The sequence below is a fragment of the Falsirhodobacter sp. 1013 genome (assembly GCF_051195255.1).
GTDB lineage: Bacteria > Pseudomonadota > Alphaproteobacteria > Rhodobacterales > Rhodobacteraceae > Falsirhodobacter.
Map to the genome: position 1 here is coordinate 618,367 of NZ_JBNJLK010000001.1, position 21,343 is coordinate 639,709.

The following is a 21,343-nucleotide window of genomic DNA, read 5'->3' on the forward strand; positions in this document are numbered from 1 at the left end:
GTCTTATAAGAAGAAGAATGATGATGAAGTAAGGGGTGTGGATATCTGAATCACGGATATCCCGCACAGGGCTTTTGCACAAGCTGCGCCCTGTGGATGGCCGCTGGGGCGACTCAGTTCCGAATTGTACCAATTTCTCATAAGTAGCCCTATAAATAAGGGGTAGTAGGCCTGCTCCTTGTTTGTGGATAACTCTGTGAATGATGATGAAGGAATCGGGAATATCCCCGATTCGCCACCAAGCGGATTTTCGTCATCCACAGGTGGATAAGTTTGGGCCGAATCTTGACTTGGCGCGCCGCTCTGTCCATCCCTGCGTCAAGGGAAATTTTCCCGGAACTGGCCCTCATGATTCGACCCTGATTCCTCCACAGATTCGCCCAGCCCCATGACAACTCGCCTTATTCTTGCCACATCGTCCGAATCACGCCGCCAGATGATGGCGAAAGCGGGGCTGTCCGTGGACTGCATTCCGGCCCGCATCGATGAAGGCTCCATCCGCGCTTCCCTCGAAGCTGAAAGCGCAAAGCCTCGGGACGTGGCGGACACCTTGGCCGAGATGAAGGCCCGCAAGATTGCCGAACGTCATCCGGACGCCGTCGTCATCGGCAGCGACCAGGTTTTGTTGTTCGGCGGCCAAATCTACGGAAAGCCTGACACTCCGGACCGCGCGAGGGACCAGCTTCTGAGGTTGCGCGGTCAGACGCACCAGCTGCTCTCGGCCGTGGTGGTTTATGAAAACGCCAAACCCGTGTGGCGGCACATCGATGACGTGCGGATGGTCATGCGTCCCTTTTCCGAAGCGTGGCTCGACGGCTATCTTCAACGCAATTGGGACAGCCTCCGCCATTCCGCCGGCGGCTACAAACTGGAGGAGGAAGGCGTGCGCCTGTTCACCGAAGTCAAAGGCGACTGGTTCACCGTGATGGGCCTTCCCCTGCTGCCGCTTCTGGCGTGGCTGGGAAACCGGGGGTTCATCGATGGCTGACCGCATTCCGCTGGCCGGCGTCATCGGCCATCCGATCGCCCACAGCCGTTCTCCCCGCCTGCACGGCTACTGGCTGCAACGCTATGGCCTTCCCGGGCATTACGTTCCCATGGATGTCGGAGGGCCGGATCTGGAGCATGTGATCCGCGCGCTTCCAAAGGCGGGTTTCGTCGGCGTCAACGTCACCATCCCGCACAAGGAGGCGATGATCGGTCTGGCCGATGTGGTGACGGACCGGGCCGCCCTGATCGGAGCCGCGAACACCATCACGTTCCTTCCCGACGGCCGGATCTATGCCGATAACACGGATGGTACCGGGTTTCTGGCCAGCCTGCGCCAGGGCGCCCCGAACTGGGACCCGAAGGCTGGCCCGGCGGCCCTGATCGGCGCCGGCGGCGCGGCCCGGGCCGTGATCGCCGCCCTGATCGAGGCCGGTGTGCCCGAGATTCGCGTGGCCAACCGCACCCGCGCCCGCGCCGAAGCGCTGCGCGCCGATTTCGGCCCCCGCGTCCTTGTGCAGGACTGGATCCAGGCCGCCAACATGCTGGAGGATGCGATGACGGTGGTGAACACCTCCTCCCTTGGCATGGTGGGCAAGCCCGACTTCCGCGTGCCGCTGGACGCGCTGTCCCCCAAGGCCACGGTTTCGGACATCGTCTACACCCCGCTGGAAACCACCCTGCTGGCGGAAGCGCGCGCCATGGGCTGCACCGTGGTGGACGGGCTGGGAATGCTTCTTCATCAGGCGGCGCCCGGGTTCGAACGTTGGTTTGGCCAGCGCCCTGAGGTGGATCAGGCGACGCGCGACTTCGTGCAGGGATGATCCGCCTCGGCCTCACCGGCTCCATCGGGATGGGGAAGTCGACCACGGCCGCCATGTTCACAGAGGCGGGGGTGCCCGTCTGGGACGCCGACGCGGCCGTGCACCGGCTGTACGGGCCGGGTGGCGCGGCGGTGGAACCGATGCGCACGGCCTTTCCCGCGGCGGTCACCGATCATGTCGACCGTCCGGTCCTGAAGGCGATCATCGCCGCCGATCCCACGGCCTTGGCCCGCATCGAAGGCATCGTGCATCCGCTGGTCGCGGCGGATCGGGACCGGTTCCGTCCGCAGACGGATCTGGTCGTCTACGACATTCCCCTGCTGTTCGAACGGGGCATCCCGGTGGATGCCACCCTCCTCGTGACCGCGCCGCCCGCGCTCCAGCGCGCCCGCGTGCTGGCCCGCCCCGGCATGACCGAGGAGACGTTCGCCCTCATCCTGTCGCGCCAGATGCCGGACCGGGAAAAGCGGGCCCGCGCCGATCACGTGATGGAGACGCTGGAGATGGACGCGACACGCTTGCAGGTCCATGCCCTGATCCGCTATCTCCGTTCCCATGCGTGAAATCGTTCTGGATACCGAGACCACCGGCCTCGACCCCTTCACCGGCGATCGGATCGTCGAAATCGGCGGCGTGGAGCTGCTGAACCACATGCCCACGGGCCGCACCTATCACCAGTACATCAATCCCGAACGCAACATGCCGAAAGAGGCGTTCGACGTGCACGGCATCTCGGAGGAGTTCCTGCGCGACAAGCCGGTCTTCGCCAGCATCGGGCAGGAGTTTCTGGATTTCGTCGGTGACGCGCGGCTGGTCATCCACAATGCCAGCTTCGACATGAAATTCCTGAACTACGAGTTGAAGCGGATGGGGCTTCCGGAACTGCCAATGACGCAGGCGCTGGATTCGCTGGCCATCGCCCGCCGCCGTTTTCCGGGCTCGCCCGCCTCGCTCGACGCGCTGTGCCGGCGGTTTGGCATCGACAACTCTTCCCGCACCAAGCACGGGGCGCTTCTGGACAGTGAAATTCTGGCAGAGGTGTATCTGGAACTGATTGGCGGCCGCCAGCCCGATCTGGTGCTGACCACGGGCCCTGCGCGCAAGGACGGCATCGTCAGCGACTGGCGCCCGCGTCCGCGACCGACCCCGCTAGCCCCGCGCCTGACCGAAGCGGAAGCCGCCGCCCATGCTGCCTTCGTGGCAAAGCTGGGCGACGGCGCGATCTGGCGAAAGCGCGGTTAGACCACCGTGTCGGTGGACGGCGCGTTCTGCTGGGCTGCAGCGCGCCGCTGAAGCTCTGCCCGGTAGAGTGCCAGAAAGTCGACGTTGTCCACGTTCAGTGACGGGAAGCCGCCGTCACGAGTCACGTCCGAGATGATGCGGCGGATGAAAGGGAACAGCAGGCGCGGGCATTCGATCAGAAGGAACGGGTGGATCTGCTCCTCCGGAACGCCCTCGATCTGGAACAGCCCCCCGTAATCCAACTCCAGCAGGAACAGCGTCTCGCCGCCGTTCTTGTTCTTCGACGTCACCTTGAACTTCGTCGTGACCTCGTACTGGTTCGGTGCAGCACGCTTGCGACCGTCCAGGCTGACCTGCACTTGGATGTCCGGCTGGACGTCCGCCCCCGAAATGCCCTTCTGGGCAACCATGTTCTCGAAGGACAGGTCGCGCACATATTGGGCCAGGGCCTGCATACGCACCTGCGGCGGGGCAGAAGGCGGGGCAGACGGGGCGGTGCCGTTCACGTCGGTCATGGAAAACTCCTTGATGTCCGGAGATGTTCTAGCAAGACAATCAGTGCCGGGTCCACGCCGAAGGCGGCCGGTGGGTTACCTTTTCCGATTCAAGATCAATGAATTCCCCGTCGATGGCCGCCTCGGCCGGACGGGGGCGTTTGATCCGCACCTTGGCCGCGATCCGGCGTATGACCAGCTTACGCACGGGCGGCAGCATCAGTAGCAGGCCCAGCGTGTCGGTCAGGAAACCGGGCAGGATCAGCAGGATGCCGGCCGCCACCAGCATGGCCTTGTGGGCCAGCGGCGACAGCGGATCGCCCTTGGTTTGAAACTCCCGCATGCGGGACGTGCCGCCCTGGGCCCGGATCAGCGCCATGCCGCCCATGGCCGTCGCGAGGATGATCAGCAGCGTCGCGCCCAGCCCGATGGCCGACCCGATGGTCACGAACAGGCTGATCTCGATCAGCGGCAAGGCGATCAGCAGGGCAAAAGGCCACATGCAAAGGCTCCTTCTCAAAACGGCGCGGCTGTGGACTTGGTCGCGCGCGGTCCCTACATAAGGGCTGCGGGGCAAATCCCAAACCCCTGACCGAGGTAATGCATGAGTTCGTCGACCGTGATCCAGCTTCTTGTCCTTGCAGCCATTGCAGTGTTCCTGATCCTGAAGCTGCGATCGGTTCTTGGCACGCGCACCGGTTACGAAAAGCCGCCCATCCAGCCGGGCACGGTCGAACCGGTGGGAACCCTTCGACCGGACGTGGTCGCGGGCGGGCCGGATCGCGACATCACGGACCATGTGCCCGAATCCTCCGACAGTGCGAAGGCGCTGGCCGCGATGAAGCGGGTGGAGCCGTCGTTTTCGGTGGGCGAATTCCTGACGGGCGCCCGCAGTGCCTATGAGATGATCCTTAAGGCCTTCGACCGTGGCGATCTGGACAGCGTGCGGGGCTTCATCGCACCCGAAGTGCACGACGCTTTCGCCCAAGCCGTCGAAGCCCGCCGGGCGCAGGGCCTGACGGTGCATTCGAACATCATCGGCATCCGCGAACTGGCCGTGAACGAGGCGACCTTCTCGGACACCAGCCGCATCGCGGAAATCACCGTCCGCTTCATGGCCGAGATGACGACGGTCGTGAAGAACGCCGCCGGCGAGGTCGTGGAAGGCAGCGATACCGAACTGAAGCGCCAGCGCGACCTGTGGACGTTCCAGCGGGCGATGGGCGCACAGGATCCGAACTGGCGTCTCGTCGCGACGGGCGAGTGATCGCCCCGTCTTCCCCCCGGGCCGCCGGTCTTCCGGCGGCTTTTGCATGGCAGGATGCCTGATGGCCCGCCGTCGCACCCTCCGCCCCGAGGAGCAGGAGCTGTGGCAGGCCGTGGCCCGCACCGCCCACGCGATGCATGCCGAAAAGCGCGTGCCTGTTCCGGTCACGCCCCCCGAACCCCCGATGTCGTCATCCCCGAAGGCCGATCCCGTGTCGTTGGGGCCCTTCACCATGGGCGCCCGAACCTCCACTCGTCCGCATGACATCGCACCCACGCTGCGGGAACAGATAGCGGCCCATCCGCTCAAGATGGACGCCAAGCAGTTCGCCCGCATGTCGCGCGGCCGCCTGGCGCCCGAAGCGCGGATCGACCTTCACGGCATGACGCTGGCCGAAGCCCATCCCGAACTGATGCATTTCGTGCTGGAGGCCTACCGTCAGGGGATGCGGCTGGTGCTGGTCATCACGGGCAAGGGCAAGGTGCGCGACGAAGGGGGCCCCATCCCCACCCGCATGGGCGTGCTGCGCCACCAGGTTCCCCAGTGGCTGCGCCTGCCGCCTTTGGGCCCGGTGGTGCAGCAGGTGGCCGAGGCGCATCTGAAGCACGGCGGCATGGGCGCCTATTACGTTTATCTTCGCCGGCGCTGATCGTGGTGCCGGCTGCGTTTATCGGCCCCTTAGCAACCGTCCCGTCTTCGCACCCGGTGCAAGGACAGGACGGGCCTTGGCTTTACAGCATGTAACGCGACACGTCGGTGCTGCGCGCCAGCGTGCCAAGATTCGCCTCCACATAGGCCGCGTCGACGACCACGGCCTGGCCGTCCCGGTCCGGGGCCACAAAGGACAACTCCTCGAACACCCGCTCGATCACGGTGTACAGCCGCCGCGCCCCGATGTTCTCGACCGAGCCGTTGACCTCGGCCGCGATCCGCGCCAGCGCGGCAATGCCGTCGGGGCTGAACGAGACATCCACGCCCTCGGTCGCCATCAGGGCGGTGTATTGGCGGGTCAAGGCGTTGTCCGTGTCGGTCAGGATGCGGATGAAGTCGCCTTCGGTCAGGGCCTGCAATTCCACCCGGATGGGCAGACGGCCCTGAAGTTCCGGCAGCAGGTCCGACGGTTTCGCCACGTGGAACGCGCCCGAAGCGATGAACAGGATGTGGTCCGTCTTCACCGCGCCATGCTTGGTGGACACGGTGGTGCCCTCGATCAGCGGCAGCAGGTCGCGCTGCACGCCTTCGCGGGACACGTCGCCGCTGCGGTTGTCGCTGCGGGCGCAGACCTTGTCGATCTCGTCGATGAAGACGATGCCGTTCTGCTGCACGGCCTCCAGCGCCGCGGCCTTCACGGCCTCGTCATCCAGCAGCTTGTCGGCCTCGTCGTTCATCAGGACGTCATGGCTGTCGGCCACGGTCATCTTCTTGCGCACGGTGCGCCCGCCGAAGGCCTTTCCGAAGATGTCGCCCAACTGCATCATGCCCGGCTGCTGGCCCGGGATCTCCATGTTGCCCAGCGGGTTGGAAGTGTCGCGCACCTCCAGCTCGATCACCTGGCCGTCCAGTTCGCCCGATTTCAGCTTCTTGCGGAACATCTCGCGCGTCTGCTCGCGCGCGTCCTTGCCGGCCAGCGCCTCGATCACGCGGTCTTCGGCGGCCTTGGCGGCGCGGGCCTTCACATCCTCGCGCATCCATTCGCGCGTTTCCACCATGGCGGCGTCCACCAGGTCGCGGATGATGCTTTCCACGTCGCGCCCGACATAGCCGACCTCGGTGAACTTCGTCGCCTCGACCTTCAGGAAAGGCGCGCGCGCCAGCTTGGCCAAGCGGCGGCTGATCTCGGTCTTGCCGACACCCGTGGGGCCGATCATCAGGATGTTCTTGGGATAGACCTCGTCGCGCAGATCGTCGCCCAGCTGCTTGCGGCGCCAGCGGTTGCGCAGGGCCACGGCCACGGCGCGCTTGGCGCCCGACTGGCCGATGATGAAGCGGTCCAGCTCGCCAACGATCTCTCGGGGGGTCAGGTCTGTCATCGCGTCTCCTTCAGGCCGCCAGCGGAACATTCGCCGCGCGACCATCGTTGTCGTGGAAATATATGGAGGATTGGTCATGCCAACACCGGCAGAACTTGAAAAGAAACTGTGGAAAGCCCTCAACGACCACGCGACGGCCTTCCTTGGCCTGTCGAACGCCGAACACGGGCACGGACGCCCGATGACGCTGATCAGCGAAGGGGGCGAACACGGCCCGCTGTGGGTGTTCACCACCAAGGACAACGACATGGTTGAAGCGGCCCATGCCGGAAGCGCGGCCTTCGTCCACTACGTCTCCAAGGGGCATGACCTTTGGGCCTGCGTCCACGGCAACGTCACCATTTCCTATGACCGCGCGGTCATCGACCGTTTGTGGAACAGCCACGTCGCCGCTTGGTACGAAGGCGGCAAGGACGATCCCAAGATCGCCCTGATCCGCTTCGAGCCCGACCATGCCGAGATCTGGGAAGACAGCTCCAGTGTCGTGGCCGGCGTCAAGACGGCCCTTGGCCTGTCCGACCCGAAAAAGGACGCGCAGGGCAAGAAGGCCACCGTCCAGCTGTGATGCGATGCCGGCCTTCGGGCCGGCATGTCCTTCAGCCTTGGCGTGCAATGCGTTCCACCGTCAGCTTGCCGTTGGTATAGACGCAGATGTCCGCCGCGATGGCCATCGCCTGACGGGCGATGTCCTCGGCCCCAAGGTCGGTAGACATCAGCCCCCGCGCGGCCGCCAGTGCGAAATTCCCGCCCGATCCGATGGCCGCGACGTCATGCTCCGGCTCCAGCACGTCGCCGGCCCCGGTGATGACCAGAAGATCCGTGCCATCGGTGACGATCAGCATGGCTTCCAGCTTTTGCAGATACTTGTCCGTCCGCCAGTCCTTGGCCAGTTCGACGCTGGCCCGGGCCAGCTGCCCCGGAAACGCTTCCAGCTTCGTTTCCAGACGTTCCAGCAACGTGAAGGCATCGGCGGTGGAGCCTGCAAACCCGGCCACCACATCCCGCCCGCCGGGGGACAGGCGGCGCACCTTGCGGGCCGTGCCCTTGATCACCGTCTGACCCAGGCTCACCTGTCCGTCGCCGGCAATGACAACTTCGTCGCCCCGGCGCACGCCGATGATGGTCGTGCCGTGCCAGCCGGGAAATTGCGTCTCCGCCATGGTTTCTCCTTTTCTGTCGGGGTGTATATGGCGACAGGGCAAGGAGGCCTCAACCCTTCAGGGGGTGGAGGCCGGACGGCCTTGCGGAACTTTGCTTGGGAATAAGGGGTATGCGAGGGGATCCCGCACGATGCGCGAAAAGAAAAGGCCCCCGAAGGGGCCCGTTTCTCAGATCTCGCTCTTGATCCAGTTGGCCAAGGCCGCCTTGGGCGCCGCGCCGATCTTGTTCGACACGACCTGCCCGTCCTTGAACATGAACAGCGCCGGAATACCGCGCACGCCCAGTTCGGCCGGGCTGACGGGATTTTCGTCGACGTTGACCTTCACGATCTTGACCTTGCCGGCATATTCGACGGCCAGTTCTTCCAGGGCCGGCCCGATCTGGCGGCAAGGGCCGCACCATTCGGCCCAGAAGTCCACGACGACGGGAATGTCCGACTGACGCACTTCGGCATCGAAGGTCGTGTCGGTTACGGGAACGGTGGCCATGGGCAAACTCCTGTCTGATGGGTCATAGAGGTAGGCATGCAACCCAAACGCGTCAAGCGCCCGGTATTTGCTTGCGTCATGCCCGCGTTCCCGACAAACCTAAGCGCAAACAAGAGGGTGGCCATGCAGATCGAACCGACAAGCCTTCCGGGCGTTCTTCTTTTGACTCCAAGGCGTTTCGGCGACTCGCGCGGATTCTTCTCGGAAAGCTGGAATCGGCGTACACTGATGCAATCCGGGGTTGATCTGCCGGAGTTTGTTCAGGACAACCATTCCATGTCGGCAAAGGCCGGAACCGTGCGCGGCCTGCACTTCCAGTCGCCGCCGCACGCGCAGGGCAAGCTGGTGCGCTGCGGGCGCGGATCGCTGTTCGACGTGGCGGTGGACATCCGCATCGGCTCCCCCACCTACGGCCAATGGACGGGGGCGGAACTGTCGTTCGAGAATGGCAAGCAACTGTGGATCCCGGCCGGTTTCCTGCACGGCTTCGCCACGCTGACCGACGATACCGAGATCTGCTACAAGTGCACCGACCACTACGCCCCCGAATGCGACGGCGCGGTGCGCTGGGACAGCGCGGGCATTGACTGGCCGCTGCCGGCCGGTGTCATCCCGCTTCTGTCCGACAAGGACGCCGCGGCGCAAAGCCTTGCCGATTTCAAATCCCCCTTCGTGATGGAGCCTGCATGAACATCCTGATCACCGGCGGCGCCGGCTTCATCGGTTCAGCCGTGGTGCGTCAGGCGATCCGCGACGGCCATTCGGTCGTGAACGTGGACGCGCTGACCTATGCCGCCTGCGAGGATAACGTGGCCGAGGCGGCGAAAAGCCCCAACTACGTGTTCGAGAAGGCCGACATCCGCGACCGTGCCGCGCTGGACCGCATCTTCGCGCAGCACAAGCCGGACGCCGTGATGCACCTGGCCGCCGAATCCCACGTGGACCGTTCCATCGACGCCCCCGGTGATTTCATCGAAACGAACGTGCTGGGCACCTTCAACATGCTGGAAGCCGCACGCGCCTTCTGGACCCAGCAAGGCAAGCCCGACACGTTCCGCTTCCACCACATCTCCACCGACGAGGTGTTCGGCACGCTGGGCGAAACCGGCCAGTTCACCGAAGACACGCCCTACGCCCCGAACTCCCCCTATTCCGCCTCCAAGGCCGGATCGGACCATCTGGTGCGCGCGTGGCATGAAACCTACGGGTTGCCGGTGGTGATGACCAACTGCTCCAACAATTACGGCCCCTATCACTTTCCGGAAAAGCTGATCCCGGTCGTGATCCTGAAGGCTTTGGCCGGTGAACCGATCCCCGTCTATGGCAAGGGGGAGAATGTCCGCGACTGGCTGTATGTGGAAGACCACGCCGACGCGCTGCTGACCGTGGTGCAAAAGGGCGAACTCGGCCGCAGCTACAACATCGGCGGCGAGAACGAGGCCAGGAACATCGACATCGTGCAGACCATCTGCGCGATCCTTGATGAAAAGCGCCCCAAGAACCACGCCTATGCCGATCAGATCACCTTCGTGACCGACCGTCCGGGCCATGATCTGCGCTATGCCATCGACCCCACGCGCATCCGCACCGAACTGGGCTGGCGCCCGTCGGTCACGCTGGAACAGGGGCTGGAAAAGACGGTGGACTGGTATCTGGCGAACGAAACCTGGTGGCGTCCGCTGCAGGACCGGCAGGGCGTGGGCCAGCGTCTGGGTGTGAAGGCATGATCCTCGTTTTCGGAGAAACCGGCCAGGTCGCGCAGGAACTGAAGCGCCGCCTGCCCGACGCCACCTTCCTGTCGCGCACCCATGCCGACCTGTCCGATCCGGCCGCCTGCGCCGCCGCCATCCGTGACAGCGACGCGACGGCCGTGATCAACGCAGCCGCCTGGACCGCCGTCGACAAGGCGGAAACCGAGGAAGCGGCCGCCACCGTCGTCAACGGGGACGCGCCGGCGGCCATGGCCCGCGCCTGCGCCGAAAAGGGCATCCCGTTCATCCACATCTCCACCGACTACGTGTTCGATGGCAGCGGCACGGCACCTTGGACGCCCTCGGACGCGACGGGTCCGATCGGGGCCTATGGCCGGTCCAAGCTGGCGGGCGAACAGGGCGTGCAGGCGGCCGGTGGCACCTTCGCCATCCTGCGCACCAGCTGGGTCTTTTCGGCCCACGGCAACAACTTCGTCAAGACGATGCTGCGGCTGGCCGAACGCGGGAAGGTCAGCGTGGTGGAAGACCAGATCGGTGGTCCCACCGCCGCTGCCGACATCGCCGACACCTGCATCGCGATGGCCAAGGCCCTGCAGGACGATCCGTCGAAGTCCGGCATCTACCACCTGTCGGGCGGGCCGGATGTCAGCTGGGCGGATTTCGCCTCCGCGATCTTTGACGGCGCGGGCCTGACGACGGAGGTGGAATACATTCCGACCTCCGGCTATCCGACGCTGGGGAAACGGCCCGCCAACAGCCGGATGGACTGCAGCGATCTGGCGGTGTTCGGCCTGTCGCGCCCCGACTGGCGCCTTGGCCTGAAAGACGTGTTGACCGAATTGGGAGCGGGCAAGTGACGCAACGCAAAGGTATCATTCTGGCCGGCGGATCGGGCACGCGCCTGTATCCGATCACCATGGGCGTGTCGAAGCAGCTTCTGCCGCTCTATGACAAGCCGATGATCTATTATCCGTTGTCGGTCCTGATGCTGGCCGGCATCCGCGAGATCGCGATCATCACCACCCCGCAGGATCAGGACCAATTCCAGCGGCTGATGGGAGACGGCAGCCAGTGGGGCATCCGCATCACCTGGCTGGTCCAGCCCAGCCCCGACGGGCTGGCGCAGGCCTACCTGATCGCGAAGGACTTCCTGAATGGCGCGCCCTCGGCCATGGTTCTGGGCGACAACATCTTCTTCGGCCACGGCCTGCCGCAGCTTCTGAAGGCGGCGGACGCGCAGCCCAAGGGCGGCACCGTCTTCGGCTATCACGTGGCCGATCCCGAACGCTATGGTGTGGTCGCCTTCGACGAGGCGGGACGCGTGTCCACGATCATCGAAAAGCCGGACGTGCCGCCGTCGAACTACGCCGTGACGGGGCTCTACTTCCTGGACGGCACGGCGTCTGAACGTGCCTCGCGGGTGGTGCCTTCGGGGCGGGGAGAGCTCGAGATCACCTCGCTTCTGGAAATGTATCTGGAGGAAGGCCTGCTGAATGTGCAGCAGATGGGGCGCGGCTACGCCTGGCTCGACACCGGCACCCATGCCAGCCTTCTGGACGCCGGCAACTTCGTGCGCACGCTGGAGGAACGTCAGGGTCTGCAGACCGGCAGCCCGGACGAGATCGGCTTCACCCAGGGCTGGATCAACGAAAGCCAGCTGGCCGACCGGATCAACCTGTTCCGCAAGACGAACTACGGCAAGGCGCTGCAGGACCTGCTGCGCTGAAGCGTGACTTCATGGCCGCCCCGAACTAGATCCCCGCTTTTGCAGGGAAGGAGCCGCCATGAAACGCGCCATCGTCACCGGAGGAGCCGGCCTGATCGGGCAGGGCATCATCGCCCGCTTGCTGGACGAAGGGTGGGAGGTCGCGAGCTTCGACCTCCGCCCCTCGCGGCTGGGGCGGCACGTGGACTGCGATCTGGGCGATGAGGCGTCTGTCACGGCGGCGATGAAGGCGCTGGGCTGGGACAGCCTCGATCTGCTGGTCAACAATGGTGGGCGGGTGACAGGCGGAACCTCCATGGATCTGGCCACGACCTCCCTGGACGACTGGAACGGGTTCCTGAACACCCACCTGACCGGCGCCTTCCTGATGAGCCGCGCCGCTCTTCCCATCCTGCGCGAAGGGGCGTCCATCGTCATGATGGCGTCCACACGGGCGCTGATGTCCGAAGGCGGAGATTTCGCTTATGCCGCCGCCAAGGGCGGGATGGTCGGCCTGACCCAGGCGCTGGCCGTGCAGTTGGGGCCGCGGATTCGCGCGAACGCCCTCGCGCCGGGCTGGATCACCGACGCGACCGACCTTTCGCCCGAAGATCATGCGCAACATCCTGCAGGGCGGGTGGGGCGGCCGGACGACATCGCGCAGGCCGTCCTGTATCTGGCGCAGGCGGAATTCATGACGGGCCAATGCCTTGCGATCGATGGCGGCATGACGAAGAAGATGATCTATGCCGGATGATCCTGCGGTGCGCCTCATGTTTGTGTTGCAAACAATGAATTGGTTGCGTGGTGGCTCCTATGGTATGACCTCGTCACAGGCATAGGAGCGCGCATGGCCCCCCGGATCTCGTTCGAATTCTTCCCCCCCAAGACGCTGGATGCGTCGTTCCGGTTGTGGGAAACCGTGCGCATGCTGGCCCCGCTGGAGCCGGGCTTCTGTTCCGTTACCTATGGTGCGGGCGGCACCACCCGCCAGCTGACGCATGAGGCGGTGACGACGATCGGCCGCAACTTCGGCCTGAACGTCGCGGCGCACCTGACCTGCGTGGACGCCACGCGCACCGAAACGCTGGAAATCGCGAACACCTATGCCGACGCCGGCGTGACCGAGATCGTGGCCCTGCGCGGCGACGCCCCGAAAGGGGTGGAACGCTTCACGCCCCATCCCGAAGGCTTTGCGGATTCGGTGGAACTGGTAAAGGCGCTGGCCGCCACCGGCCGCTTCCAAATCCGCGTGGGCGCCTATCCCGAACCTCACCCCGAAGCAGGGCATCCCGGCGCGGATGTCGAATGGCTGAAGCGCAAGATCGACGCGGGCGCGAACAGCGCCATCACCCAGTTCTTCTTCGAAGCCGACACCTTCCTGCGCTTCCGCGACGCCTGTGCAAAAGCTGGCATCACCGCGCCCATCCTGCCCGGCATCCTGCCGATCGAGAATTTCGAAGGCGTCCGCCGCTTCGCCCTGCGCTGCGGCCAGACCGTTCCCGATTGGCTTTCCGCACGTTTCGAATCGACGGAAAAGGACCGGCACGAGGCGCTGGCCATCCGGCTGTGCTACGAACTCTGCACCCGCCTTGTGGATGAAGGTGTGGAGGATCTGCATTTCTACACCCTCAACCGCCCGCATCTGAGCCGCGACGTCTGCCTGGCGCTGGGCCTGCGCAGCACGAACGAACGGGACGTGGCCTAGGCCTCAGTCCCGCCTGTTCAGCGCCGCCTGCACCAGATCCGGCGGCAGGTCCATCAGCGTCGCGTTGCGGGTCCACAGGATCGCCGTGCGGATCGGAAGGTCCGGCCAGATCTGCGCCAGCGCGTGAGCATAGGCGCCCATCTGGCGCAGGATCCCTTCCGGCACCTGATCCGGCGTTGCGGGCACCGTCATGTTCGACTTGAAGTCGATGGCCAGCACATGGTCGGGCGCCACGATCAGCCGGTCGATGGTGCCATACAGACGCTCCCCATGCAGATCGGCGGTCACCGGCACTTCGGCCAGTGTTTCGGGCGCGAACAGCGCGGGATGCGTGGCCAGAACGGCGCGAGCCTCGGCCAGAAGGGTTTCATCGGGCACCCGTTGAAGCGCGCGGTCCGGCGCGGTCGGCAGATGTTCCAGCAGCAGGTGCAACTGCGTGCCGCGCGCCTTGGCGGCCTCTTCCTCAAGCCCCTCGCCGGCCAAGGCCTTGACCCCGCCAAGGTTCGACGGCGACAGCAGCTTCGGCAGCGCGGGGGGATCGCCCGCGTGCCGCCACGTCCAGTCGGGCAGCGCCACCCGGTCTGGCACCGCCTCGGCCGCTGCGGGGGCGGGATCGGGCCAGACCCCATCCTCCAGCCGCAGCCCGCGGTCATGTTCCACGGCGCCGGCGCGCTTCATGCCTTGGCGGATCAGGTTGTACCAGTTGTCATCCTGATCCACCTTCCCCGCCGCCGCCGCGATCAGCCAGCACTGGGCCCGGGTCAGCGCCACATACAGCAGCCGCAGCGACTCCGCTTCGCGCGCGGCCTTGCGGGCGGCCAGCGCCTCGGCCATGACGGCGGGCGCCTCGGCCTGCGCCACCTTCCACAGCGTGCCGCCTTCCACGGCGACCAGTTCTTCGCGGTCTTGTGGGCGATGATCGGCGATGTCGGGCAGGATCACGATCGGCGCTTCCAGCCCCTTCGCGCCATGCACCGTCATCACGCGGATCATGCGGCCCGCGCTGTCCATGCGGCGCTTCACCTCCACCTCGTCCGTGGTCAGCCAGGACAGGAAGCCGGTCAGGCTGGGCACGTCCGTCTGTTCATAGGCCAGCGCCTGCGACAGCAGCTCGTCGATGCCATCCTCCGCCTCGGCCCCCAGACGCGCCAGAAGGCGGCGACGGCCGTCATGGCGGGTCAGCACCCGCTCGATCAGGTCATAGGGGCGCAGGAAGTCCGAATTGTTGCGCAGGTCGCGCAGGATGCGCGTCGTCTCGCCCTCCACATGGCGCAGCGCGGCCCAAAGGTAACCTTCGCGCGGCTGGGCCAGACGGTACAGCTCATCCTCGCTCCACCCGAACAGGGGGGAGCGCAGGATGGCGGCCAGCGACAGGTCATCCTCGGGGGTGGAGAGGAAGGACAAAAGCGCCGTCAGGTCGCGCACGGCCAGTTCGGCGCCCAGCTTCAGCCGGTCGGCCCCGGCAATGGGCAGGCCCGCCACCTTGCAGGCGCGGATCAGCGGGTTGAACACGCCGCCCCGCCCGCGCACCAGGATCAGGAAGTCGCCGGCATGGCAGGGCCGGAAGCCGCGCCCGTCGGGGATCTGCACGCCGGTGCGGATCATCTCTCCGATGCGGTCCGCGATCCGGGTCGCCAGCCGCGCGTGGTGATGCTCGTCGGAAATCAGGTCGACGGGGCTGGACCAGTCTTCGTCCTCCGGCGTTTCCGACGGCTCCACCACCGGCCACAACTCGGCCCGGCCCGGCATGTCGCGGAAGGCGATGTGGCGCATGGCTCCGCCCAGCGCCTCGGGCGGGGTGTCGTCGAAGGTGCGGTCCACCAGCCGCAGGATCGTGGCCGAGGATCGGAACGAATGTTCCAACTGCAGGTCCTGAAGGCCAAGCTGCGCCTCGGCGAGGCGGGAGGCGAAATGCCCCTTCATCCGGTCGAAGGCGGCCACGTCCGCGCCTTGGAAGGAATAGATCGACTGCTTCTTGTCACCGACCACGAAGATGGTGCGTTCCACGTCCCGCGCCCCTTGGCCCGAGGCGAATTCCTGCGCCAGCAACTCGATCACGCGCCATTGTTCGGGGGAAGTGTCCTGCGCCTCGTCCACAAGGATGTGGTCGATGCCGCCGTCCAGCCGGAACAGCACCCATTGCGCCACCGACGGGTCGGTCAGCAGGTGCACGGTGCGGCGGATCAGGTCGTCGAAGTCCAGCCAGCCGCGGGCGGCCTTGCGCTTGTCGTATTCCGGCAGGAACACCGCGGCGAAATCGTGCAGCGCCACGCTGCGCTGGGCCGCGCGCAAGGCAAGGCGCTTCGGCCGCGCGTCTTCCACCCGGCGCATCAGGTCTTCCAGCCGGTCCAGAAGGGGGCCAAGGGCGGCACGGGTGGCCTTGGTCGGGAAGCTGCCGATCTTGGCGGTGAACGGCTCCTTCGCGCCGGCGCCGGTCAGCAGGACGTCTTCCAGCGTGGCCAGCCCGTCCATGTCCGGAAGCACGCGCAGGCGGGGCGCGTTCTTCGCGTCCGTCGCACTGCCCGTTGTCAGGATGTCGGCCACCTGCGCCAGCCAGTCGGCCTCACCCCCCAGGAACACGCGGGACAGGATGGCGTCAGGCGTGTCGTCGTCGTCCAGCCCGCAGGCGGCCCGGATCTGCGCCGCGGGCAGGGCGGGCACCAGCCCGTCGCGCTGGCTGGCCATCTGGGCCGACAGGTCCGCGAAATCCGCGCCGGTGAAGGCGCGCGCCAGCGTGGCAACGGCGTCGGGGGCCAGACGGTCGGCCATCTCCTCGATGATGTCGTCGCGCAGAAGGGCGGCCGCGCGGTCGTCCATCTCGGTGAAGCTGGGGGACACGCCCGCCTCCAGCGGGAACCGCCGCAAAAGCGTCGCGCAGAACGAGTGGATGGTCTGGATGCGCAAACCGCCCGGCGTCTCGATCGCGCGGGCGAACAGGCGGCGGGCCTTGGCCAGCGTGTCGGGTGCCAGCGCGCCCACGCCCAGCTGCGACAGCGCCTCGGTCAGGGCGGCGTCTTCCAGCATCGCCCATTCGCCAAGGCGACGGAACAGGCGGTTCTGCATCTCGGTCGCGGCGGCCTTGGTGTAGGTCAGGCACAGGATGCGCTGGGGGGACACGTCGGCCAGCAGCAGCCGCGCCACGCGGTCGGTCAGCACCCGCGTCTTGCCCGATCCGGCATTGGCCGACAGCCAGGTGGAAGCGTCGGGCCGCGCGGCGGTCACCTGGCGAAGGGTGGCGTCGTCCATGTTCATCCCACGTCCTCCGGATGCGACGGGTCCTGCATCTCCCACTCTCCAAACCGGGCAAGGTGATCGTAATCCCCTTCCATCCGGTCCTCGAACACGGCGCGGCGGGCGGCATAGCCCTGCGCCCGGTTCCCGTATTGCCCGATCAGGGCGTGCAGCTGTTCCCAGACCTTGCCCAGAAGCTCCTCCGTGATTTCGGTCGCTTCGATCTTCGGACGGGGGCCAAGGCCAATATAGCTGACACGGCGGACGGGCGTCGGGCCCAGCGCCTTGAAGCCCCCGCGTTCGGCCATGGCGGCTTCCAGCAACAGCTGCTTTTCGAACGCGGCCTGCTGCTTTTGCGTGGGCGGCGTGCCGGTCTTGTAATCGACGATGTGCAGCGTACCGTCCAGCAGGCGGTCGATCCGGTCGGGCCGGGCCGTCAGGCGGAAGTCCAGCGGATCGACCTGAACGCCGCCCGAATCCTCCAACCAGACGGGTTCTGCCTCGGACGCGGTTTCCAGCGCGATGAAGAAGTCCGCCGCGCGCTCCAGCCGGGCCAGCCACAGGGCACGGGCGGCGGGCCAAGGCACATCCTCGGCCAGAACCTGCGCGGCGGTGGCCAGCAGGCGGGCGTGGGTGGGCGTGCCGCCCTCGCGGATGAAGGTTTCCAGGATGCGGTGCAGAACGGACCCCCGCAGACGCGCGTCCGGTGTCTGGCGCAGGGGGTCCAGCGGCTTTAGGCGCAGGATGTTGCGGGCGTAGATCGCGTACGGGTCGCGGATTAGCGTGCGGATGCCCGTCACGGCCAGCTGCTTCGGGCGCGCTTCCAGTGGCGGGCGGGGCGCGGGGCGGCGGGCCAGCGGCACGGGCGCATCGGGCGCTTCCAGTTGCGCCGCCATCTCCAGCCAAATGCGGCCCTTGGCGCGCATGCAGTCCAGCGCTTCGGGCCCCTGTTGCGCGGGAAGGCCCGCCATCAGGTTCTGCAACCGGTTCAGCCAGCGCGACGGCACGGTTTCCGCCTCTGCGTCCCGGGTCGCTCGGGACAGGATCACCTCGGGCAGGGCGATCGCCTGCTGGTAATCGTGCGAGGACAGGCCGATCTGCCGTTCGGGCAGCAAAAGGCCCGCCTGCAGCCGCATCTGCCGGTTCAGCCACGGATCGGGATCGGGCAGGGCGGGCCAGATCCCGTCGTTCAGCCCGCCAAGGATGACGAGGTCGGCGCCCTGCACCCGCGCTTCCAGCGTGCCCCAGATCATGATGCCGGGATGGGCGGTGACGGTTTCCCGCACCTCGCCGCGCGACAGGACGGAATCGAACAGGTCGGCGTAATCGACGGTGGTCATGTCGCCGCCATGCTCCGCCTCGGCCTGAAGATCACCGATGATGGACAAGGCGGCCTCGCCCGCCGCGCCGGACCAGAGGTCGCCAGCCCCTGTGGCCCCCGGCCCTGCGGCCAGCTGCGCGGCCACGGTCAGGTGATGGTCCAGATGCGCTGCCAGATGGCGCGTGCCCACAGGCTCCAACGCCGCCAGCGTGGCGCCGATCCACGCGGCCCAGTCGGCCACCCCATCCGCGGGCCGGGCCGAGGCCCAGGCGGTCAGGTCGGCGGGCGTGGGGAAGGGCGGGCCATTGCGGCGCAGGTGCAGTTCCAGATCCCGTGTCCAGCGCAGGTGGTTGCCCCGGTCCGCACCCGTGGCTGTCAGCGGGTGCTTCAGCAGCGTCAGCAGCGCCTCGGGCGTCAGGCGGCGGCCCATCAGGTGGCCGATGTGGCGGAACAGGCGGCCGGCGGCGGTCTGCTGCAACGGCTCGCCCGCGGAATCGTCCGGCACGATGCCCCACCGGTCCAGCGCCGCCGCGACCCGCCGCGTCAGCCCCCGGTCGGGGGAGATCAGGGCCGCGCGTTTTCCGTCCTCGGCCGCCTGCCGCAGGATCAGGGCGATGGCCTGCGCCTCCACCCGCGGGCGGGGCGCCTCGATCAGCGTCAGGTCCTGGGTGGCGGCGCGCAGGTCGCCCAAATCCTTGCCCTCGGCCAGCCACTGGTCGGTCACGGGCGCCGGGCGCAGGGACAGGGAGATCAGGCGGTTGCGGTCGGGCGATACTGGAACGTCGTCCGTCCAGTCCGTCACATCCGCGGGCGTCAGGTCCAGATCGCGCATCAGGCGGTGGAAGCGGTACTGGGGATGATCCTCGGCCGTCAGCGCGTCCGACAGGGTGTCCCACACCGGCAAGGGCAGATCGCGGTCAAAGCCCGGCAGCACCAGCGCCCCCTGATCCAGCCGTGCCACCGCGTGCATGAACAGCGCCGTCGCGCCGCGTGATCCGGTGGAGCCTGCGACGATCACCGGCCCCGGCGGGTTCGCCTGCCAGCGCGCGGCGAGCGCCACGGCGGCCAGCCGCCCGCGCCGGTCGGCATCGGGCCGCCCGGCAAAGATCGGCGCCACGATGGACAGGAAGCTTTGCGTCCGCGCCCAGTGCGCCGAATGGTGCGACACGTCGATGTTCGCGATGGCTTCGGGCGTCACGTCCTCCTGCCCCATCTCTCCCAGCAGGGTGGCGAGGCTGTCGGCCAGGTCATAGGTGGCCGCGCGGGGGGCCAGATCGGGCTGCGCCTGCAGCAATGCCGCGATCAGGCGCGACAGTTCCAGCCGCAGGCGAAGGGGGGGAACCGCTTCCGGCAGGTCGGGCACCAGCTTTGCCAGATCGCCCAGAAGGTGGATGCGCGGCAGAAGGCGCGCGCCGCGGGCCGTCAGGATCTCCACCACCCGGCGGCGCATCCGGGCGGTGTTCAGGAACAGCTGGACACGGGCCATCGCCTCGGGTGGCTGGCCGTCCATGCGGTGCAGAAGGCCGCGCACCAGCGCGGAGGGAAAATCGACGCCCAGCGGGACGGCGGACACTTCACCCATGCAGCAGCGCCTCCGCCAAGGGAATGCTTTCGGGACGGCCCACGTCGCACCAGCCGCCTTTGTGGATCACGCCGTGCAGACGTCCCTCGGCGATCATCCGGTCCCACAGGACGTTCAGGGAGAACTTCTGATCGGGAATGCGGGCCAGACCGTCCGTCTTCAGGATCTGCGCGCCCAGATACGCATGATCGCCGCCGCGCGTCAGCACGGGGCCTGCGTTGAAATCACCGGTGCCACGATAGCCGGTGGCCTGCGCGGCGGGCAGCAGCAGCAGCAGGGCGTCCATGCGGTCAGGTTCCCAAACACTCCACAGTTGGGTCAGAGGGTTTTCGCCGGTCCAGACCGCGTCGGTGTTCAGGGTCATCACGGTGTCCGCATCCAGATGGGGCAGGGCCGTGCGCAGGCCGCCGCCGGTTTCCAGCAAGTCCGGTTCATGGCTGACGATGACGTCGGGCGGCAGAACAAGACGGTTGGCCAGATAATGCGTATTGGCCACGATCCGAGGGACGCCCGCGTCGCGCGCGATGGCCAGCGCGTGGTCGATCAGCGGGCGACCCGCGACCGGGATCATGGGTTTGGGACGATCGGCGGTCAGGGCGCCCATGCGGGTGCCTAGGCCCGCGGCAAACAGCATCAGGGGCGGCATCGGGCGATCCTGTCCAAAATGTCAGGGGTGGGGGCGGGCAGATCCAAGGGAAACCCGGCCAGCGCCGGATGGGCCATGTTGCGTCGAAGATGGGCCCAGACGCGCGGGATCAGCGGCAGATAGGCTGGTTTTCCCATCACGGCCAGTCGCGCGAAGATGCCGAGGATGCGCAGGTTGCGCTGGGCGCCCAGCACGGCGTACTGCGCGCGGAAGGCCTCGGACGGATCGAACCGCCGGATCATCGCCTCCTCGGTCGCGAGGGACACGTCGCGGCGCGCGTCCTGCAACAGCGACACGAGGTCATAGCCCGGCTGCCCCATCTGCCCCAGCTGGAAGTCCAGAAGCCCGACCCGCGCCACCCCGTCGCGTTCGGGCAGCCACAGCAGGTTTTCCGCATGGTAATCGCGCAGGATCAGGACACGGGGGCCGTCGGCATGGGCGGTCAGCGCTTCAGTCAGGGCCCTGATGGTGGCGGTGGCATTTCCCGTTGCCCCGGCACATTGGCCATACCAGTCGAAGGCGGGCTGCACCGCGTCGGCCCACTCCCCTGCGGGGAGATTGAGCAAACCTTGGGGCGCAGGGGCATCCTGAAGCCGGATCAGGACGTCTGTGGCCGCAGAATAAAGCTCGGCCTCACGCTCCGGCGCCCGGGTCAGGATGCGGGCGTAGAGGTCGTCACCCAGATCCTCCAGCAGCAGGAAACCCTGCGGCAGGTTTTGCGCCAGAACCCTCGGCGCCGACAGGCCAAGGCCCGTCAGGTGCTGTCCGATGGCCACGAAATCCGCCGGATCGTCGCCGCTGCGGGGTGGCGCGTCCATCAGGACCGCTTGCCCCTTCGTCCCCGACAACCGTTGATAGCTACGGGCCGAGGCGTCGCCGGCCAAGGGCGTGTGCTTGGCATCACTCCATCCTGCCGCGACCAGCATATGTTTGGCCTGCTGCTGG

The 21,343-nt window shown here is 66.8% G+C and carries 22 protein-coding genes; 13 read left to right on the plus strand and 9 right to left on the minus strand.

Going from position 1 to position 21,343, the window contains the following annotated elements; all coding sequences use genetic code 11:
• The first annotated feature begins 388 nt into the window (after window positions 1-388).
• The 4 genes from ACSHZY_RS03160 to dnaQ are packed head-to-tail and all read left to right on the plus strand — an operon-like array spanning window position 389 to window position 3,053.
• Window positions 389-988 carry a Maf family protein gene (locus ACSHZY_RS03160; protein ID WP_435165263.1) on the plus strand — a complete coding sequence of 200 codons (600 nt, stop codon included), beginning with the start codon at window positions 389-391 and terminating at the stop codon, window positions 986-988.
• Entirely contained in the window at window positions 981-1,811 is an 831-nt protein-coding gene (locus ACSHZY_RS03165) for a shikimate dehydrogenase (RefSeq protein ID WP_435165266.1), read from the plus strand. The genes ACSHZY_RS03160 and ACSHZY_RS03165 overlap by 8 nt, the downstream gene beginning before the upstream one ends.
• Complete coding sequence (gene coaE / locus ACSHZY_RS03170) at window positions 1,808-2,374, plus strand: dephospho-CoA kinase (protein ID WP_435165269.1); 567 nt, start codon at window positions 1,808-1,810, stop codon at window positions 2,372-2,374. Before ACSHZY_RS03165 ends, coaE begins: the two co-directional genes overlap by 4 nt.
• Window positions 2,367-3,053, plus strand: a complete 687-nt coding sequence (gene dnaQ, locus ACSHZY_RS03175; protein WP_435165271.1) for a DNA polymerase III subunit epsilon — start codon at window positions 2,367-2,369, stop codon at window positions 3,051-3,053. The genes coaE and dnaQ overlap by 8 nt, the downstream gene beginning before the upstream one ends.
• On the opposite strand, the gene secB is transcribed toward dnaQ, so the two are convergent.
• Both secB and ACSHZY_RS03185 read right to left on the minus strand, forming a co-directional pair.
• On the minus strand, window positions 3,050-3,568 hold the full coding sequence (gene secB, locus ACSHZY_RS03180; RefSeq protein WP_435165274.1) for a protein-export chaperone SecB: 519 nt from the start codon (window positions 3,566-3,568) through the stop codon (window positions 3,050-3,052). The genes dnaQ and secB overlap by 4 nt on opposite strands.
• A gap of 40 nt (window positions 3,569-3,608) precedes the next feature.
• Window positions 3,609-4,049, minus strand: coding sequence for an FxsA family protein (locus ACSHZY_RS03185; RefSeq protein WP_435165277.1), 441 nt, complete (start codon window positions 4,047-4,049; stop codon window positions 3,609-3,611).
• A gap of 102 nt (window positions 4,050-4,151) precedes the next feature.
• Between ACSHZY_RS03185 and ACSHZY_RS03190 the strand changes: the two genes are divergently transcribed.
• Together ACSHZY_RS03190 and ACSHZY_RS03195 are read left to right on the plus strand one after the other, a co-directional pair.
• A complete protein-coding gene (locus ACSHZY_RS03190) occupies window positions 4,152-4,814 on the plus strand; it encodes a Tim44/TimA family putative adaptor protein (protein ID WP_435165280.1) in 663 nt (220 codons plus the stop codon).
• A 61-nt stretch (window positions 4,815-4,875) separates the two neighbouring features.
• Window positions 4,876-5,463 (plus strand): Smr/MutS family protein, encoded by a 588-nt coding sequence (locus tag ACSHZY_RS03195; RefSeq protein ID WP_435165283.1) that lies wholly within the window; start codon window positions 4,876-4,878, stop codon window positions 5,461-5,463.
• Window positions 5,464-5,545: 82 nt separating this feature from the next.
• Here ACSHZY_RS03195 and hslU read toward each other — a convergent pair whose 3' ends face one another.
• Entirely contained in the window at window positions 5,546-6,844 is a 1,299-nt protein-coding gene (gene hslU / locus ACSHZY_RS03200) for an ATP-dependent protease ATPase subunit HslU (protein WP_435165286.1), read from the minus strand.
• A gap of 76 nt (window positions 6,845-6,920) precedes the next feature.
• Here hslU and ACSHZY_RS03205 point away from each other — a divergent pair, with 76 nt between their 5' ends.
• A complete protein-coding gene (locus ACSHZY_RS03205; RefSeq protein ID WP_435165289.1) occupies window positions 6,921-7,409 on the plus strand; it encodes a pyridoxamine 5'-phosphate oxidase family protein in 489 nt (162 codons plus the stop codon).
• Window positions 7,410-7,440: 31 nt separating this feature from the next.
• Here the strand turns inward: ACSHZY_RS03205 and hslV are convergent, their stop codons facing one another.
• Window positions 7,441-8,004, minus strand: a complete 564-nt coding sequence (gene hslV / locus ACSHZY_RS03210; RefSeq protein ID WP_435165291.1) for an ATP-dependent protease subunit HslV — start codon at window positions 8,002-8,004, stop codon at window positions 7,441-7,443.
• A 168-nt stretch (window positions 8,005-8,172) separates the two neighbouring features.
• Entirely contained in the window at window positions 8,173-8,493 is a 321-nt protein-coding gene (gene trxA, locus ACSHZY_RS03215) for a thioredoxin (protein WP_435165293.1), read from the minus strand.
• Window positions 8,494-8,616: 123 nt separating this feature from the next.
• On the opposite strand from trxA, the gene rfbC reads away from it, so the two are divergent.
• The 6 genes from rfbC (at window position 8,617) to metF (ending at window position 13,618) form a co-directional block, all read left to right on the plus strand.
• Window positions 8,617-9,183, plus strand: a complete 567-nt coding sequence (gene rfbC, locus ACSHZY_RS03220) for a dTDP-4-dehydrorhamnose 3,5-epimerase (RefSeq protein ID WP_435165296.1) — start codon at window positions 8,617-8,619, stop codon at window positions 9,181-9,183.
• Window positions 9,180-10,220, plus strand: coding sequence for a dTDP-glucose 4,6-dehydratase (gene rfbB / locus ACSHZY_RS03225; RefSeq protein ID WP_435165298.1), 1,041 nt, complete (start codon window positions 9,180-9,182; stop codon window positions 10,218-10,220). The genes rfbC and rfbB overlap by 4 nt, the downstream gene beginning before the upstream one ends.
• Entirely contained in the window at window positions 10,217-11,062 is an 846-nt protein-coding gene (rfbD, locus tag ACSHZY_RS03230; RefSeq protein WP_435165300.1) for a dTDP-4-dehydrorhamnose reductase, read from the plus strand. Before rfbB ends, rfbD begins: the two co-directional genes overlap by 4 nt.
• The gene (gene rfbA, locus ACSHZY_RS03235) at window positions 11,059-11,931 is read left to right on the plus strand and encodes a glucose-1-phosphate thymidylyltransferase RfbA (protein ID WP_435165303.1); all 873 of its coding nucleotides are present in this window, start codon (window positions 11,059-11,061) and stop codon (window positions 11,929-11,931) included. The genes rfbD and rfbA overlap by 4 nt, the downstream gene beginning before the upstream one ends.
• 58 nt (window positions 11,932-11,989) lie before the next feature.
• Entirely contained in the window at window positions 11,990-12,667 is a 678-nt protein-coding gene (locus ACSHZY_RS03240; protein ID WP_435165305.1) for an SDR family NAD(P)-dependent oxidoreductase, read from the plus strand.
• Between the two features lie 93 nt (window positions 12,668-12,760).
• Window positions 12,761-13,618, plus strand: a complete 858-nt coding sequence (metF, locus tag ACSHZY_RS03245) for a methylenetetrahydrofolate reductase [NAD(P)H] (protein ID WP_435165308.1) — start codon at window positions 12,761-12,763, stop codon at window positions 13,616-13,618.
• A 3-nt stretch (window positions 13,619-13,621) separates the two neighbouring features.
• Here the strand turns inward: metF and addA are convergent, their stop codons facing one another.
• From addA to ACSHZY_RS03265, 4 genes are read right to left on the minus strand one after another with little or no spacing between them, the layout of a single operon-like run.
• The gene (gene addA, locus ACSHZY_RS03250; protein ID WP_435165311.1) at window positions 13,622-16,870 is read right to left on the minus strand and encodes a double-strand break repair helicase AddA; all 3,249 of its coding nucleotides are present in this window, start codon (window positions 16,868-16,870) and stop codon (window positions 13,622-13,624) included.
• Window positions 16,867-19,752: a double-strand break repair protein AddB gene (addB, locus tag ACSHZY_RS03255; RefSeq protein ID WP_435165313.1), complete on the minus strand. Its 2,886-nt coding sequence runs from the start codon at window positions 19,750-19,752 to the stop codon at window positions 16,867-16,869. The genes addA and addB overlap by 4 nt, the downstream gene beginning before the upstream one ends.
• Entirely contained in the window at window positions 19,745-20,398 is a 654-nt protein-coding gene (locus tag ACSHZY_RS03260; protein ID WP_435165316.1) for a nucleotidyltransferase family protein, read from the minus strand. Before ACSHZY_RS03260 ends, addB begins: the two co-directional genes overlap by 8 nt.
• The gene (locus tag ACSHZY_RS03265) at window positions 20,386-21,324 is read right to left on the minus strand and encodes an aminoglycoside phosphotransferase family protein (protein ID WP_435165472.1); all 939 of its coding nucleotides are present in this window, start codon (window positions 21,322-21,324) and stop codon (window positions 20,386-20,388) included. Before ACSHZY_RS03265 ends, ACSHZY_RS03260 begins: the two co-directional genes overlap by 13 nt.
• Window positions 21,325-21,343 lie beyond the last annotated feature (19 nt).